General features: G+C 65.2%; 12 protein-coding genes. 9 read left to right on the top strand and 3 right to left on the bottom strand.

Annotation, left to right across the window (positions count from 1 at the left end):
• Positions 1 to 66 precede the first annotated feature (66 nt).
• From pdhA to ATO9_RS08845, 3 genes are all read left to right on the top strand, one after another.
• On the top strand, positions 67 to 1,110 hold the full coding sequence (gene pdhA / locus ATO9_RS08855) for a pyruvate dehydrogenase (acetyl-transferring) E1 component subunit alpha (protein WP_043747599.1): 1,044 nt from the start codon (positions 67 to 69) through the stop codon (positions 1,108 to 1,110).
• 148 nt (positions 1,111 to 1,258) lie between these two features.
• On the top strand, positions 1,259 to 2,641 hold the full coding sequence (locus ATO9_RS08850) for a pyruvate dehydrogenase complex E1 component subunit beta (protein WP_043747598.1): 1,383 nt from the start codon (positions 1,259 to 1,261) through the stop codon (positions 2,639 to 2,641).
• Positions 2,642 to 2,652: 11 nt separating this feature from the next.
• Positions 2,653 to 4,026 (top strand): pyruvate dehydrogenase complex dihydrolipoamide acetyltransferase, encoded by a 1,374-nt coding sequence (locus ATO9_RS08845; protein ID WP_043747597.1) that lies wholly within the window; start codon positions 2,653 to 2,655, stop codon positions 4,024 to 4,026.
• A gap of 110 nt (positions 4,027 to 4,136) precedes the next feature.
• Here the strand turns inward: ATO9_RS08845 and ATO9_RS08840 are convergent, their stop codons facing one another.
• Positions 4,137 to 4,571: a DUF4174 domain-containing protein gene (locus ATO9_RS08840; protein ID WP_043748562.1), complete on the bottom strand. Its 435-nt coding sequence runs from the start codon at positions 4,569 to 4,571 to the stop codon at positions 4,137 to 4,139.
• 180 nt (positions 4,572 to 4,751) lie between these two features.
• Between ATO9_RS08840 and ATO9_RS08835 the strand changes: the two genes are divergently transcribed.
• Positions 4,752 to 5,735: a DUF3179 domain-containing protein gene (locus tag ATO9_RS08835; RefSeq protein WP_043747596.1), complete on the top strand. Its 984-nt coding sequence runs from the start codon at positions 4,752 to 4,754 to the stop codon at positions 5,733 to 5,735.
• 285 nt (positions 5,736 to 6,020) lie between these two features.
• Here ATO9_RS08835 and ATO9_RS08830 read toward each other — a convergent pair whose 3' ends face one another.
• Both ATO9_RS08830 and ATO9_RS08825 read right to left on the bottom strand, forming a co-directional pair.
• A complete protein-coding gene (locus tag ATO9_RS08830) occupies positions 6,021 to 6,836 on the bottom strand; it encodes an isocitrate lyase/PEP mutase family protein (protein WP_043747595.1) in 816 nt (271 codons plus the stop codon).
• Between the two features lie 124 nt (positions 6,837 to 6,960).
• Positions 6,961 to 7,305, bottom strand: a complete 345-nt coding sequence (locus ATO9_RS08825) for an MmcQ/YjbR family DNA-binding protein (protein WP_043747594.1) — start codon at positions 7,303 to 7,305, stop codon at positions 6,961 to 6,963.
• A 73-nt stretch (positions 7,306 to 7,378) separates the two neighbouring features.
• Between ATO9_RS08825 and ATO9_RS08820 the strand changes: the two genes are divergently transcribed.
• From ATO9_RS08820 to ATO9_RS08795, 5 genes are all read left to right on the top strand, one after another.
• On the top strand, positions 7,379 to 8,119 hold the full coding sequence (locus ATO9_RS08820) for a metallophosphoesterase family protein (RefSeq protein WP_043747593.1): 741 nt from the start codon (positions 7,379 to 7,381) through the stop codon (positions 8,117 to 8,119).
• A gap of 180 nt (positions 8,120 to 8,299) precedes the next feature.
• Positions 8,300 to 9,820 carry a cysteine--tRNA ligase gene (gene cysS / locus ATO9_RS08815; protein ID WP_043747592.1) on the top strand — a complete coding sequence of 507 codons (1,521 nt, stop codon included), beginning with the start codon at positions 8,300 to 8,302 and terminating at the stop codon, positions 9,818 to 9,820.
• A 283-nt stretch (positions 9,821 to 10,103) separates the two neighbouring features.
• Positions 10,104 to 11,738 (top strand): citramalate synthase, encoded by a 1,635-nt coding sequence (gene cimA, locus ATO9_RS08805; RefSeq protein WP_043747591.1) that lies wholly within the window; start codon positions 10,104 to 10,106, stop codon positions 11,736 to 11,738.
• Between the two features lie 7 nt (positions 11,739 to 11,745).
• The gene (locus tag ATO9_RS08800; RefSeq protein ID WP_043748556.1) at positions 11,746 to 12,723 is read left to right on the top strand and encodes an alpha/beta hydrolase; all 978 of its coding nucleotides are present in this window, start codon (positions 11,746 to 11,748) and stop codon (positions 12,721 to 12,723) included.
• Positions 12,716 to 13,492: a squalene/phytoene synthase family protein gene (locus ATO9_RS08795; protein ID WP_043747590.1), complete on the top strand. Its 777-nt coding sequence runs from the start codon at positions 12,716 to 12,718 to the stop codon at positions 13,490 to 13,492. Before ATO9_RS08800 ends, ATO9_RS08795 begins: the two co-directional genes overlap by 8 nt.
• Positions 13,493 to 13,496 lie beyond the last annotated feature (4 nt).

Below are 13,496 nucleotides of genomic sequence, written 5' to 3'. Positions count from 1 at the left end.
ATGGGCGTGCGAAATGCTTTATGAGATAGTTTAACGCTAAACTATCCGGATCGGAGGAGGCCCCAGATGGCGACCCGCAAATCCGCTGCCCAGAGCAAGGCTGGTAGCAATGTCTCGGCAGACGAGCTGAAATCCTATTATCGCGACATGCTGCTGATCCGCCGGTTCGAGGAAAAGGCCGGCCAACTGTACGGCATGGGCCTGATCGGTGGCTTCTGTCACCTCTATATCGGGCAGGAGGCGGTCGTCGTCGGCCTCGAAGCCGCCGCCGAAGAGGGTGACAAGCGCATCACCACCTACCGCGATCATGGCCACATGCTGGCCTGCGGCATGAACCCCGACGGCGTCATGGCCGAGCTTACGGGCCGCGAAGGCGGGTATTCCAAGGGCAAGGGCGGCTCCATGCACATGTTCTCGAAAGAGAAGCATTTCTACGGTGGCCACGGCATCGTCGGCGCCAACGTGCCGCTGGGCGCGGGCCTCGCCTTCGCCGACAAGTACCTGGAAAACGACCGCGTGACCTTCACCTATTTCGGGGACGGTGCCGCCAACCAGGGCCAGGTCTACGAGACGTTCAACATGGCCGCGCTCTGGTCGCTTCCGGTCATCTTCGTGATCGAGAACAACCAGTACGCCATGGGCACCTCCCAGAAACGCTCGACCTCCACCCCCGACATCTACACCCGCGGCGAGGCCTTCGGCATCCCTGGCGAAGCGGTCGACGGCATGGACGTGCTGGCGGTGAAGGAAGCCGGCGAAAAGGCCGTGGCGCACTGCCGGTCGGGCAAGGGCCCCTACATCCTCGAGATCAAGACCTACCGCTATCGCGGCCATTCCATGTCGGACCCGGCGAAATACCGGACCCGCGAGGAAGTGCAGAAGATGCGCGAGGAAAAGGATGCCATCGAACATGTCCGCGACCTGCTGCTCAAGGGCAAGCACGCGACCGAGGACGACCTCAAGGCGATCGACAAGGGAATCAAGGACATCGTCAACAAATCCGCGGAATTCGCCAAGGAAAGCCCGGAACCCGATGTCTCCGAACTCTACACCGACATCTACGCCGAGGAGATCCCCCAGGGCGACGCGATCGAGACCGAGGACGCCTGAGCCATGGCCCGCGCTGCTTTTGATGTTCCGGCCGCTCACCGGACGGGCGCTGCCCCGGTCCCGGCCCGGCTGCCCCTGATGTGCGAATGCGAAGACGGTTCCGAACCCCTTGCCGGAGTGTTCCAGCCGCCGAAGGAGATGATGTAAGATGCCGACCGAAGTATTGATGCCCGCCCTGTCCCCCACGATGGAGGAAGGCACCCTGGCGAAATGGCTGGTCAAGGAGGGCGACACCGTCTCCTCCGGCGATATCCTTGCCGAGATCGAAACCGACAAGGCGACGATGGAATTCGAAGCCGTCGATGAAGGCACGATCGGCAAGATCCTCGTCGAAGAGGGCACCGAGGGCGTGAAGGTCAACACGCCCATTGCCGTGATGCTGGAAGAGGGCGAAAGCGCCGACGACATCGACACCTCGTCCAAGGCCGCCCCGGCTGAAGACGAAAAGGCAGATGAAAAGCCCGCCGAAAAAGCCCCTGCCAAGGCCAAGGACGACGCGCCCACGCCGCCCAAGCCGGACCAGACCCCGGACTGGCCCGACGGCACCGAGATGAAGACCCAGACGGTCCGCGAAGCGCTCCGCGACGCCATGGCCGAGGAAATGCGCAACGATCCCAACGTCTTCGTCATGGGCGAGGAAGTGGCCGAATACCAGGGCGCCTACAAGGTGACGCAAGGCCTGCTGGACGAGTTCGGGGCCAAGCGCGTCATCGACACGCCGATCACCGAACACGGCTTTGCCGGCATCGGCGTCGGCGCGGCCTTTGGCGGCCTGCGCCCGATCGTGGAATTCATGACCTTCAACTTCGCCATGCAGGCGATTGACCAGATCATCAACTCCGCCGCCAAGACGCTCTACATGTCCGGTGGCCAGATGGGCGCGCCCATGGTCTTCCGCGGCCCCAACGGCGCCGCCGCCCGCGTGGGCGCGCAGCATTCCCAGGATTACGGCGCGTGGTACGCCCATATCCCCGGCCTCAAGGTCGTGCAGCCCTATTCGGCGGCCGATGCCAAGGGCCTGCTGAAATCCGCGATCCGCGATCCCAACCCGGTGATTTTCCTCGAGAACGAGATCCTCTACGGCAAGAGCTTCGAGGTCCCGGTGCTCGATGACTTCACCATCCCCTTCGGCAAGGCCAAGATCTGGCGCGAAGGCTCGGATGTCACGCTGGTCTCCTGGGGCATCGGCATGACCTACGCGCTCGACGCCGCCGAAAAGCTGGCCGAGGACGGGATCGAGGCCGAGGTGATCGACCTGCGCACCCTGCGTCCCATCGATTACGACACGGTGATTTCCTCGGTGATGAAGACCAACCGCTGCGTCACCATCGAAGAGGGCTTCCCGGTCGCCTCCATCGGCAACCACCTCTCGGCCTACATCATGGAAAACGCCTTCGATTACCTCGACGCGCCGGTCATCAACTGCACCGGCAAGGACGTGCCCATGCCCTATGCCGCCAACCTCGAGAAACTGGCGCTGACGAACACCGACGAGGTGCTCGAGGCCGTGCACAAAGTCACCTACCGGTAAGGAGGCCCGCGATGCCCACTGAAATTCTCATGCCCGCGCTGTCCCCGACCATGGAGGAAGGGACGCTGGCGAAATGGCTCGTGAAGGAGGGCGACACCGTCTCCTCCGGCGACCTGCTGGCCGAGATCGAAACCGACAAGGCGACGATGGAATTCGAAGCCGTCGACGAAGGCACGATCGGCAAGATCCTCGTCGAGGAAGGCACCGAAGGCGTCAAGGTCAACACCGCCATCGCCGTCCTGCTGGAAGAGGGCGAAAGCGCCGATGATATCGGCGATACCGATAGCGGCTCCGAACCCGCCAAGGACAGCGCCCCCGCCAAGGATCCCGCGCCGGAGCCCTCGGGCGACGCGACCAAGGAGGCGTCCGCGTCCGAAACGGACGGCGAATCCGATGGGGGCTCCGACGCGGTCGCTCCTGCGGCCCCGAAGGACAGCGACGGCAAGCGCATCTTCGCCTCGCCACTCGCCCGCCGCATCGCCGCGCAGAAGGGGCTCGACCTGACGAAGATCGACGGCTCCGGCCCCCGTGGCCGGATCGTCAAGGCCGATGTCGAAGCCGCCAAGGCCGACGCGAAATCCGACGCCAAATCCGCAGACCCCGCTCCCGCCCAGGCCGCCTCCGGCGGCGGTGGTGCCCCCGCGGTCGCGACCGGCCCCTCGACCGAGGCCGTGCTCAAGATGTACGAGGGCCGCGATTACGAGGAAATCAAGCTCGACGGCATGCGCAAGACGATCGCCGCCCGCCTCACCGAGGCCAAGCAGACGATCCCGCATTTCTACCTGCGCCGCGACATCAAGCTCGACGCGCTGATGGCCTTCCGCTCCCAGCTGAACAAGCAGTTGGAAGGGCGCGGCGTGAAGCTGTCGGTCAACGATTTCATCATCAAGGCCTGCGCCCTCGCGCTCCAGGCCGTGCCGACCGCCAATGCCGTCTGGGCCGGCGACCGGGTGCTGCAGCTGAAACCCTCGGACGTGGCCGTTGCAGTCGCGATCGAGGGCGGGCTCTTCACCCCGGTCCTCAAGGACGCCGACATGAAATCCCTCTCCGCCCTCTCGGCCGAGATGAAGGACCTCGCCACTCGCGCCCGCGACCGCAAGCTCGCGCCGCATGAATACCAGGGCGGGTCCTTCGCGGTCTCCAACCTCGGCATGTTCGGCATCGACAATTTCGACGCGGTCATCAACCCGCCCCACGGCGCGATCCTCGCCGTCGGTTCGGGCGTCAAGAAACCCGTGGTCAATGCCGAAGGCGAGATCGAGGTCGCGACGGTCATGTCCGTCACCCTCTCGGTCGATCACCGGGTCATCGACGGCGCGCTCGGCGCGGAACTGCTGCAGCATATCGTCGAGAACCTGGAAAACCCGATGGTCATGCTCGCCTGACGGTCCCCCAGGGTAGAACAGAATAGGCCGGCGCCCTCACGTGCCGGCCTTTCGCGTCTGGCAGGGCGGAACGGCCCGGATTGCCGGACATCGCCAAGGCCCACGCGTTATCACTCCTGCATCTCGCGCTGTCGCATCGGCATCCGGTCGATCGTGGCGAACAATGTCTCCGGCGCGATGACCTCTCCGGCACGCATCTTCACGCCGCCATCCTTGCCCACCAGCAGCATCTCGAACCCCTCCGCGCCCAGCCGGTCCCGCAGCGCGCCACCGGCATCGGGGTCGGTATCGACCAGCACGACGATATCGCGCTCCGCCAGCCCGTCCCGCAAGGCGGCCAGCTGCGCGGTGGCCGCGCGATAGCTGGGGTCCTCGGGCGAGGGCGCAAAGATCAGCACCGGCCGCGCCTGCCAACGGTAGCGCTCCAGCGTGGCCATGTCCGGCGCCAGCGCCTCGCCAACCCTATCCGCCGCCTGGGCCTGGGAAAGGGTCAGCGCAGACAGGGCTGCCCCACAGGCCAAGACGATTTTCGTGAAATTTTTCATGATCTTGTCCTCCGACATTGATCCTTGGCCGGGCAGGGTGTCACAGCACGCCCCTCCGACCTTCGTTAAAAAGGATACTCCGCCCTCAGCCCACCGGATCACTCGTCACGCGCCCCTGACGGCGATTTGACTCGGCAGATCGCCCCGCTCCGGTGCACACTTCCGGCGGAGGACACGCCCATGACCCGATACCTGCCCCGCATGCTGATCCTGGCCGGCGCCATCGCCCTGGGCTGCTTCGCCCCGCGCGCCGAGGCGGATCCCGGCTTCTGGTCCAATGAATGGCCGCGGACCGATTTCTCGCAGACCAGCGTCGACAGCTGGGCCGAGATCATCTCGGGCGGGCCGGGCAAGGACGGTATCCCGGCGCTCAGCGATCCGGAATTCGTCGACGCCAACAAGGCCGACCTGCCGCCGCGCGAGCCGGTCCTCACCGTCTCGATTGAAGGGGAAACCCCGCGCGCCTACCCGCTGCGCTACATGACCTGGCATGAAATCGTGAATGACCGGATCGGTGATATCCCGGTCACGGTGACCTTCTGCCCGCTCTGCAATTCCGCCATCGCCTTTGACGGGCGCGTCGGGGACGAAGTGCTGACCTTCGGCGTCACCGGAAAGCTGCGCAATTCGGACATGGTCATGTATGACCACCAGAGCGAAAGCTGGTGGCAACAGGCCCTGGGCCGCGCCATCGTCGGAACGCAGACCGGCACGCAATTGAAAATGCTGCCCTCCTGGCTGGAAAGCGTCGACCAGTTCCGCAGCGCCCATCCCGACGGGTTGATCATGGCCGAACCGGATTACCCGCGCCGCTATGGCTTCAACCCCTACCAGAATTACGACAGCGCCACGCGCCCCTTCCTCTATTCCGGCGCGCCGCCGCCCCATGGTACCGCGGCGCTGGAACGCGTGGTGCGCGTCGGCGACCGCGCCTGGCCGCTCGCGCGCCTCGCGGCGGCCGGAGAGATCGCCGAGGCCGGCCTGACCCTCAGCTGGGCCCCCGGCCAAGCCTCCGCCCTCGATGCGGGCCGCATGGCCGAAGGTCGCGATGTCGGCTCGGTCCGTGTCCGCGACGCGGCGGGCCGTGACGTGGTCCATGACGTCATGTTCGCTTTCGCCTTCCACGCATTCTGGCCCGACGGCACCTGGATGCTGGCCGAGTGACCCAAAGGCGCGCCTGCGGCGCACACGATTTTATCTTGCTCGGGCCGCAAGGGCCCTCAAGGGCGCTGCCCTTGAGAATCCCGGAGTATTTCCGGCAAGATGAAGCGAGGGACTCAGCGAAGGGTTCGGTCGTGGCACGCCACCTCGCAGGGCTGCCGGGCGCTTATGTGGCCAGCCCGCGCGGGTCCCCTGCTTCATCTTGCGAAAAATACTCCGGGGTAGCGCCCAAAGCGCAGCTTTGGGCGCCAGGGGCAGAGCCCCTGAGCGCGGCCAACCACGGGCGCGTCACGCCATGTAGCGGCGCAGCATCTCGTCCACGTCATCGCCCGAAACGGTCTTTTTCAGCATGGCAAAGCTGCCATCCTCGACGATCTCCTGGAAGGCGTCGATCATCCGGCGCTGCACCGCCCGCGCCAGGCCCGAGCCGAGCGACAGCCGCGCAACCCCGATGCGGGCGAAATCCTCGCGCGTGTAGCTGGCATATTGGCCGGCAACCAGCGCGTTGACCGGCTTGTCGGTGGCCGCGCAGATCCGGGCGAGGTCGTCAAAGCTCTTGGGGATCGGCGCGTAAAGGCAATCGGCGCCGGCCGCGTCGAAGGCGGTCAGGCGGGCCATGGCCTCTTCGATATCGTAATACCCGTTCAGGATGCCGTCGGCGCGGGCCACCAGAACGAAATCGCGGGGCAGGGCGCGGGCGGCGGCGGTCGCGGCCTTGATCCGCTCGATCGCCATCTCGCGATCATAGGTGCCGCCCGTGGACGGGTTGTCCTCGATCGAGATCCCGGCCAGCCCGGCCTCGCAGGCCAGCCGCACGGTTTCGGCCACGTGATCCGGGTCCCCGCCGAACCCGTCCTCGAAATCGCCCGAGACGGGCAGGGGCGTCGCCGCGACGATATCGGCGGCGTGGGACAGCGCCTGGTCGCGTGTCACCGATCCGTCCGGCAGGCCCAGCGTGAAGGCATGTGCCGCCGAGGAGGTCGCCAGCGCCTGCGCCCCGAGCGCGGCCAGGACACGGGCCGATCCGATATCCCAGGCATTGGCCAGAACGAAGGGATCGCCGGGTGTGTGAAGGGCGCGGAAAGCGGGGCCGGGATCGTGCATGGGGACCTCCTGGTGGCTAGTCAGGCGCAGGATTGACCGCAGGGCAGGCGAGGGCAAGCGCAAACTGCCCCGCTTCGGCGCGAACCGAACCATCGTGTCGGGCCGGGCTGAAACCCTGCGCCGTTCAGCCTCGCGGCGGCAGCGCGGCCCGGGCCTTTTTCGTCAGCCCGCCGCGGATGATGTCATAGGAAATCTCGATCCGGTCACGGATCAGCGCATCGGGCGCGGACCAGGGCAGCAGCACCCAGCTGCGATGCAGGTAGGGCGCCTTTATCGCATCGCCCGCCTCGATCATCATGGCGGCGAAATCGACATCCGCCGTCTTCACGCTGACCCCCTGGTCCATCGCACCGACGATGGCAAAGATCTTGCCGCCGACCTTCCACACGTCATGGCCGCCACCGAACGGGTCCGACACCTCGGCCCCGGGCAGCACCTCGCAGATCGTTTTGACGGCATCGCGGTCCATTCCGGCAGCGTGACATGGCCCTTCCCGCACGGCAAGGCTTGCCGCCGCCCGTAAAGCCCGCTCAGATGCCGCCATGACCGACACACCCTTTGCCGTCCTCGCCGATATCCATGGAAACGCCCTCGCGCTGGAGGCCGCCCTGGCCGATATCCGCGCTGCCGGGATCACCCGGATCGTCAATCTGGGTGATGTGTTTTCGGGCCCGATGGACCCGTCGGGCGTCTGGGACCAGCTGGAACCGCTCAACCTGCTGACCGTGCGCGGCAACCATGACCGCGCCCTTGTCGACTACGCCCCCGAGGAGATGTGGGACACCGACCGCCTGACCCATACCCTGTTGCCGCAGGCCGCCTTCGACTGGATCCGCACCCTGCCGACCGAGGCCCGGCTGGAGGATGTCTATCTCTGCCATGCCACGCCCGATCAGGATGACCTCTACTGGACAGAGATCGTGGCCGACGGCACGCTCCGCCTGGCGCCGCTGGACCATATCGCGCCGCTTGCCGACAGGATCAGCGAAAGCCTGATCCTCTACGGCCACACCCATGTGCCGCGGACCATCCGCTTGGCCGACGGGCGGCTGCTGGTCAATCCGGGCTCTGTCGGGTGTCCGGGCTATTCCGATGACCGCGCCCCGGCTCATATCATGCAGACCGGCACACCGCTGGCCAGCTACGCGGTGATCGCGCGGCAGGGGGCGGGCTGGCGGGTCGATCACCGCCAGATCCCCTATGACTGGGACGCCGCCGCCGCCCAGGCCAGCGCTCACGGACGCGAGGATTGGGCCAAGGTCGTCTCGACCGGCTGGATGTAGGGCCCCAACAAAGACCCCTTGGCACCGCCCCCGCGCCGCGCTATGCAATCCCCATGAAGACGCACGGCATCATTATCTGCTGCATTATCACCTGCTGAGACATCTCTGCGGGCCGCTTCTTCGTTTCCAAATCCTGACGATCTTGCTAAGCCGCCCGCGGAAAGACCGCGAGGAACCGCCATGGTCGAGATCAGACTGACGAATTCGAAGACCCGCAAGAAAGAGGTCTTCACCCCGATCGACCCCGAAAACGTGCGGATGTATGTCTGCGGGCCCACGGTTTATGACCGGGCGCATCTGGGCAATGCGCGCCCCGTCGTGGTCTTCGACGTGCTCAACCGGCTGCTGCGCCATGTCGCGAAGGAAAACGGGTGGGGCAAGGTCACCTACGTGCGCAACTTCACCGACGTCGACGACAAGATCAACGCCACCGCCCTTCAGCGCAAAGAGGCCGGCGCCCCCGGGACGCTGGAAGAGCTGATCGCGGAGCGCACGGAAGAGACGATCCGCTGGTACCACGAGGACATGGACGCGCTCGGCACCCTGCGCCCCGATCACGAACCCCGCGCGACGGAATACATCGGCCAGATGATCGCGATGATCGAGCAACTTATTCTAGATAAGCACGCGTACCCGGAGCCTGATCCCAGACGACACAACCAAGACAATGCTGCAACAGTGTACTTTGATGCACGCTCATTCAACGACCGTCGCAATTTCGTTGAGCCGGTGCATGCATTGTTCGACGTCGAAAGCTTCGAAGAATACGGGAACCTGTCGGGCCGCTCAGTTGAGGACATGATCGCGGGCGCCCGGGTCGAGGTGGCGAACTACAAAAAGAACCCGATGGACTTCGTGTTGTGGAAGCCCTCGACCGACGACTTGCCGGGCTGGGACAGCCCTTGGGGTCGCGGCCGTCCAGGGTGGCATATCGAGTGCTCAGCGATGTCGAAAGCCTTGTTAGGCGATGTTTTTGATATTCATGGCGGCGGAAACGACTTGATGTTCCCGCACCACGAAAACGAAATCGCTCAAAGCTGCTGCGCCAATCACACCGACCGTATGGCGAACTTCTGGCTGCACAACGAGATGCTGCAGGTCGAGGGCAAGAAGATGTCCAAGTCCCTGGGCAATTTCTTCACCGTGCGCGACCTGCTGGATCAGGGTGTGCCGGGCGAGGTGATCCGCTTCGTGTTCATGGGCACCCATTATCGCAAGCCGATGGACTGGACCGAAGAGAAGCGGGTGAACGCTGAGCTCAAGTTACAGAAGTACATTGAACTCATTCGCCAGTTTGGCGATTTGGAACATGCAAAGACCCTCTCGCCAATGAAGGCAATTGTCGACGCGCTGGCCTCGGATCTGAATACGCCATTGGCCCTGACCGGCCTCGATGCGGCCGCAAGGTCGACCGACGGAAGTCAACTTGCTCGGGACCTTGTTTTTCTCGGGTTTTACACGTGGTCCGAACTCGCGGAAGCGCTTGAGGGACAAGTCACCGAGACGTTCGATTTGGGCGATTGGGAAGACACTTTGATTTCTGCCCGGGCCGAGGCGATGGAGACCAAGGATTTCTCCCGCGTCGATACGCTGAAACAGGCCCTCGTTGCCGCGGGGGTCGAGGTCCGCATGTCCAAGGCGGGGGTCGAGCTGATCCCCGGCCCGGATTTCGATCCGGCCAAGCTGGAGGGGCTGTCGTGAGCGCCGCCGCAAGCACAAAGGGCAGCGACCGGCCGCTTGGGGGCGTGAAAGCGCCCGCCCGGGGGAGCGGTCGGGCGCTGCCCGGCGGTGCCGCCGGGCTGGACATGGGGGCAGGGCGCACGCGCCGCTTTCACCGTGGTTCCGACCTGCAATCCGCCTCCACCCAACCGCATCCGGCCCGGCATGACCAAATCGTTGCGGCCCCGTCCGGATGCACCGACGCAATACCGACGTCATACCGACGCGATACCGATGCCGTTTTGAGCGGCTCAGGGAGGGCGAAATGACCCGCGAACGCCTCTACCTCTACGACACCACCCTGCGTGACGGACAGCAGACCCAGGGGGTGCAATTCTCCACCCCCGAAAAGCTCCAGATCACCGAAATGCTCGACCGTCTGGGCGTCGATTACATTGAGGGCGGCTGGCCCGGCGCCAACCCGACCGACAGCGCCTTCTTCGCCGAAGCCCCTGAGACCAAAGCGAAAATGACTGCCTTCGGGATGACCAAGCGGGCCGGACGCTCCGCCGCGAACGACGATGTTCTGGCGGCCGTGGTCAATGCCGGCACCGGCACCGTCTGCCTTGTCGGCAAGACGCATGATTTCCACGTCACCACCGCGCTTGGCATCGGGCTGGACGACAATGTCGAAAACATCCAGGCCTCGCTCTCGCATCTTGTTGAAAACAAAAGAGAAGCCATCTTCGACGCCGAACATTTCTTCGACGGTTACAAGGCCAATCCCGACTATGCCCTGCGCTGCCTGAAGGCCGCGCAACAGGCCGGTGCCCGCTGGATCGTGCTGTGTGACACCAATGGCGGCACCCTCCCGACCGAGATCTTTCGCATCGTGACTGAGGTGATCGAGGCCGGGATCGCCGGTGAAATCCTTGGAATTCATACACATAACGACACGGCCAACGCCGTGGCCGGATCGCTGGCCGCCGTTGATGCGGGGGCGCGGCAGATCCAGGGCACGCTCAATGGGCTGGGCGAACGTTGCGGCAATGCCAACCTCGTCACCCTGATCCCGACGCTGATGCTCAAGGAGCCCTATCGCAGCCGCTACGATATCGGCGTCACCCCCGAAGCCCTGACCGCCCTGACCCAGGTGTCGCGCCAGCTTGACGATATCCTGAACCGTGTGCCGACCAAGCAGGCCCCCTTTGTCGGGGCCTCTGCCTTCGCGCATAAGGCGGGACTGCATGCCTCGGCAATCCTAAAGGATCCAACGACTTACGAACATATCGACCCTGCGTTGGTGGGCAATGAACGGGTCATCCCGATGTCCAACCAGGCCGGGCAATCCAACCTGCGCCGCCGCCTGGCCGATGCGGGCATTCGGGTGGAGCAGGGCGATCCGGCGCTGGCGCGGATGCTGGACGAGGTCAAGGAACGCGAGGCGCGCGGCTACACCTATGACAGCGCCCAGGCCTCGTTCGAGGTGCTGGCCCGCCAGGTGCTCGGCGACATGCCCGAGTTTTTCGAGGTCAAGCGCTACCGCGTCACGGTGGAACGCAGAAAGAACAAGTATAACAAGATGGTAAGCCTGTCCGAGGCGGTCGTCGTGGTGAAGGTGGATGGCGAGAAACGGCTCTCCGTCTCCGAAAGCCTGGACGAGGCGGGCAGCGATCGCGGCCCCGTCAACGCGCTGTCGACGGCTCTGGCCAAGGACCTCGGCCAGTACCAGGAGGCCATCGCCGACATGCGGCTGGTCGACTTCAAGGTGCGCATCACCCAGGGCGGGACCGAGGCCGTCACCCGCGTCATCATCGACAGCGAGGACGGGGCGGGTCGCCGCTGGTCCACCGTGGGCGTGTCGCCCAACATAGTCGACGCCTCGTTCGAGGCGCTGCTGGACGCGATCAACTGGAAACTTCTGCGCGAAACCCGCGCGGCCAAGGCGCCCGCCGAGTAGGATGAAGATGATCCTGAAAGTCATTGGCATCGCAGTCATTTCTCTGGCGATCCCATTCGGGATCGCGCTTGGCCTGATCGCATCGCAACGCCCGACAGATCTGTCGGATACCGAGGGCGGGCTGGACTTCACTCGGCTGGTCGCAGGCACAGCAGACCCGTTGCCGTTGCTGTCGGTTCCGCTGCGCGACGGCTTTGCCGCGCAGGTCCGTTATCTGCCGGGACCGGAGGGCGCACCGCTTCTCGTGCTGGTCCATGGCTCGGGCTGGGATGGCGGGCAGTTCGACGCGATCACGCCCGAACTGGCGGAGGTGGCCGAGGTCATCGCCCCCGATCTGCGAGGACATGGCGCCCGGCCGGGCCGGCGGGGCGATGTCGACTATATCGGCCAGTTCGAGGATGACCTGGCCGACCTGATCGCCGCTTTTGCCAAGCCGGATCAAAGGGTTGTGATGGCCGGCCATTCCTCGGGCGGGGGGCTTGTCATCCGCTTTGCCGGTGGCAATTATGGCAAGATGATCGACGAGGCGATCTTGCTGGCGCCGTTCGTGCAATATGACGCGCCGACGACCCGTCCCAATTCCGGGGGCTGGGCCCGCCCGCTGACCCGGCGCATCATCGGCCTGTCGATGCTCAACGCCGCCCGCATCCATGCGCTGGACCACCTGACCGCCATTCAGTTTGCCATGCCGGACGAGGTGCTGAACGGCCCCGAAGGCCACCGCGCGACCACCGCCTATTCTTGGCGCCTGAACCAGAGCTTTGCGCCGCGCCGGGACTGGGGGTCTGATATCGCCGCCTTGCCACCCTTCCTGCTGGTCGTCGGGACCGAGGACGAGGCCTTTGTCGCCGATGCTTTCGTGCCCACCTTCGCGGAGCATACGGACAGGGGTAAGTACCTGTTGGTCGAGGGGAAAAGCCACCTCGACGTGGTCAGCTCCCCGCAGGCGATCAATGCCATCAAGGCGATGCTTACCGATGGATGAACGCGACGATTTCTCGGCCTGTGCGGCTCTGGTCGAACGCGGGGATCCGGGCCGGTTCCGCGCCACGATGGCGGCCCCGCTGGCGGCGCGCCGGGTGCTGTTTCCGCTTTATGCCTTCAACCTCGAGGTCGCCCGCGCCCCCTGGGTCACGCAGGAACCGATGATCGCCCGGATGCGGCTGCAATGGTGGCGCGATGCGCTGGCCGAGATCGAGGCCGGCGGTTTCGTCCGCCGGCACGAGGTCGTCACCCCGTTGGCCACAGTCATCTCGGACAAGGATGCGCGGCAGCTTGACGTGTTGGTCGAGGCACGGGAATGGGACGTGGAGCCGTCGGTTTTTCCTGATGATTCAGCGCTTTGGGCCTATCTGGACGCAACCGCCGGGGGTCTGATCGCCGTGGCTGCGCGCGCCCTTGGTGGTGGCGAGGCGCTGGCCGAACGGGCCGGCAGGGCTCTTGGGCTGGCCAATTGGTTTCAGGCGCTTCCGGCGCTGGAGGCGGCGGGTCGTCGCCCCCTGTCGGATACCGGTGACGACGCGATCCGGACGCTGGCGACCCATGCGCTGGACGACCTGAAATCCATGCGTCGCGACTGGTCACAGGTTCCGAAACAGGCGCGGGCGGCCTTCTATCCGATGGCCGGGGCGGGCAAGGTGCTGCGCCAGGCCGCGCGCGATCCGCAGAAGGTGCGGGACGGCGCGCTTGGCGGAGGAGAGCTGGGAAGCCGCCTGCCATTGACCCTGACGGCCATGACAGGGCGGCTCTGGTAGATCA

The organism is Pseudooceanicola atlanticus (assembly GCF_000768315.1).
Classification (GTDB): domain Bacteria; phylum Pseudomonadota; class Alphaproteobacteria; order Rhodobacterales; family Rhodobacteraceae; genus Pseudooceanicola; species Pseudooceanicola atlanticus.
The sequence above is the reverse complement of the archived record's forward strand: the minus strand, read 5'-3'. Positions and strand labels throughout refer to the sequence as shown.

Bases quoted from the DNA above. Each gene is read 5' to 3' on its own strand.
- ATO9_RS08825 (WP_043747594.1), bottom strand. From the start codon at position 7,305: ATGGACCGCGATGCCGTCAAAACGATCTGCGAGGTGCTGCCCGGGGCC.
- ATO9_RS08800 (WP_043748556.1), top strand. From the start codon at position 11,746: ATGATCCTGAAAGTCATTGGCATCGCAGTCATTTCTCTGGCGATCCCA.
- cysS (WP_043747592.1), top strand. From the start codon at position 8,300: ATGGTCGAGATCAGACTGACGAATTCGAAGACCCGCAAGAAAGAGGTC.
- ATO9_RS08830 (WP_043747595.1), bottom strand. From the start codon at position 6,836: ATGCACGATCCCGGCCCCGCTTTCCGCGCCCTTCACACACCCGGCGAT.
- ATO9_RS08795 (WP_043747590.1), top strand. From the start codon at position 12,716: ATGGATGAACGCGACGATTTCTCGGCCTGTGCGGCTCTGGTCGAACGC.
- cimA (WP_043747591.1), top strand. From the start codon at position 10,104: ATGACCCGCGAACGCCTCTACCTCTACGACACCACCCTGCGTGACGGA.
- ATO9_RS08840 (WP_043748562.1), bottom strand. From the start codon at position 4,571: ATGAAAAATTTCACGAAAATCGTCTTGGCCTGTGGGGCAGCCCTGTCT.
- ATO9_RS08820 (WP_043747593.1), top strand. From the start codon at position 7,379: ATGACCGACACACCCTTTGCCGTCCTCGCCGATATCCATGGAAACGCC.
- ATO9_RS08845 (WP_043747597.1), top strand. From the start codon at position 2,653: ATGCCCACTGAAATTCTCATGCCCGCGCTGTCCCCGACCATGGAGGAA.
- pdhA (WP_043747599.1), top strand. From the start codon at position 67: ATGGCGACCCGCAAATCCGCTGCCCAGAGCAAGGCTGGTAGCAATGTC.
- ATO9_RS08850 (WP_043747598.1), top strand. From the start codon at position 1,259: ATGCCGACCGAAGTATTGATGCCCGCCCTGTCCCCCACGATGGAGGAA.
- ATO9_RS08835 (WP_043747596.1), top strand. From the start codon at position 4,752: ATGACCCGATACCTGCCCCGCATGCTGATCCTGGCCGGCGCCATCGCC.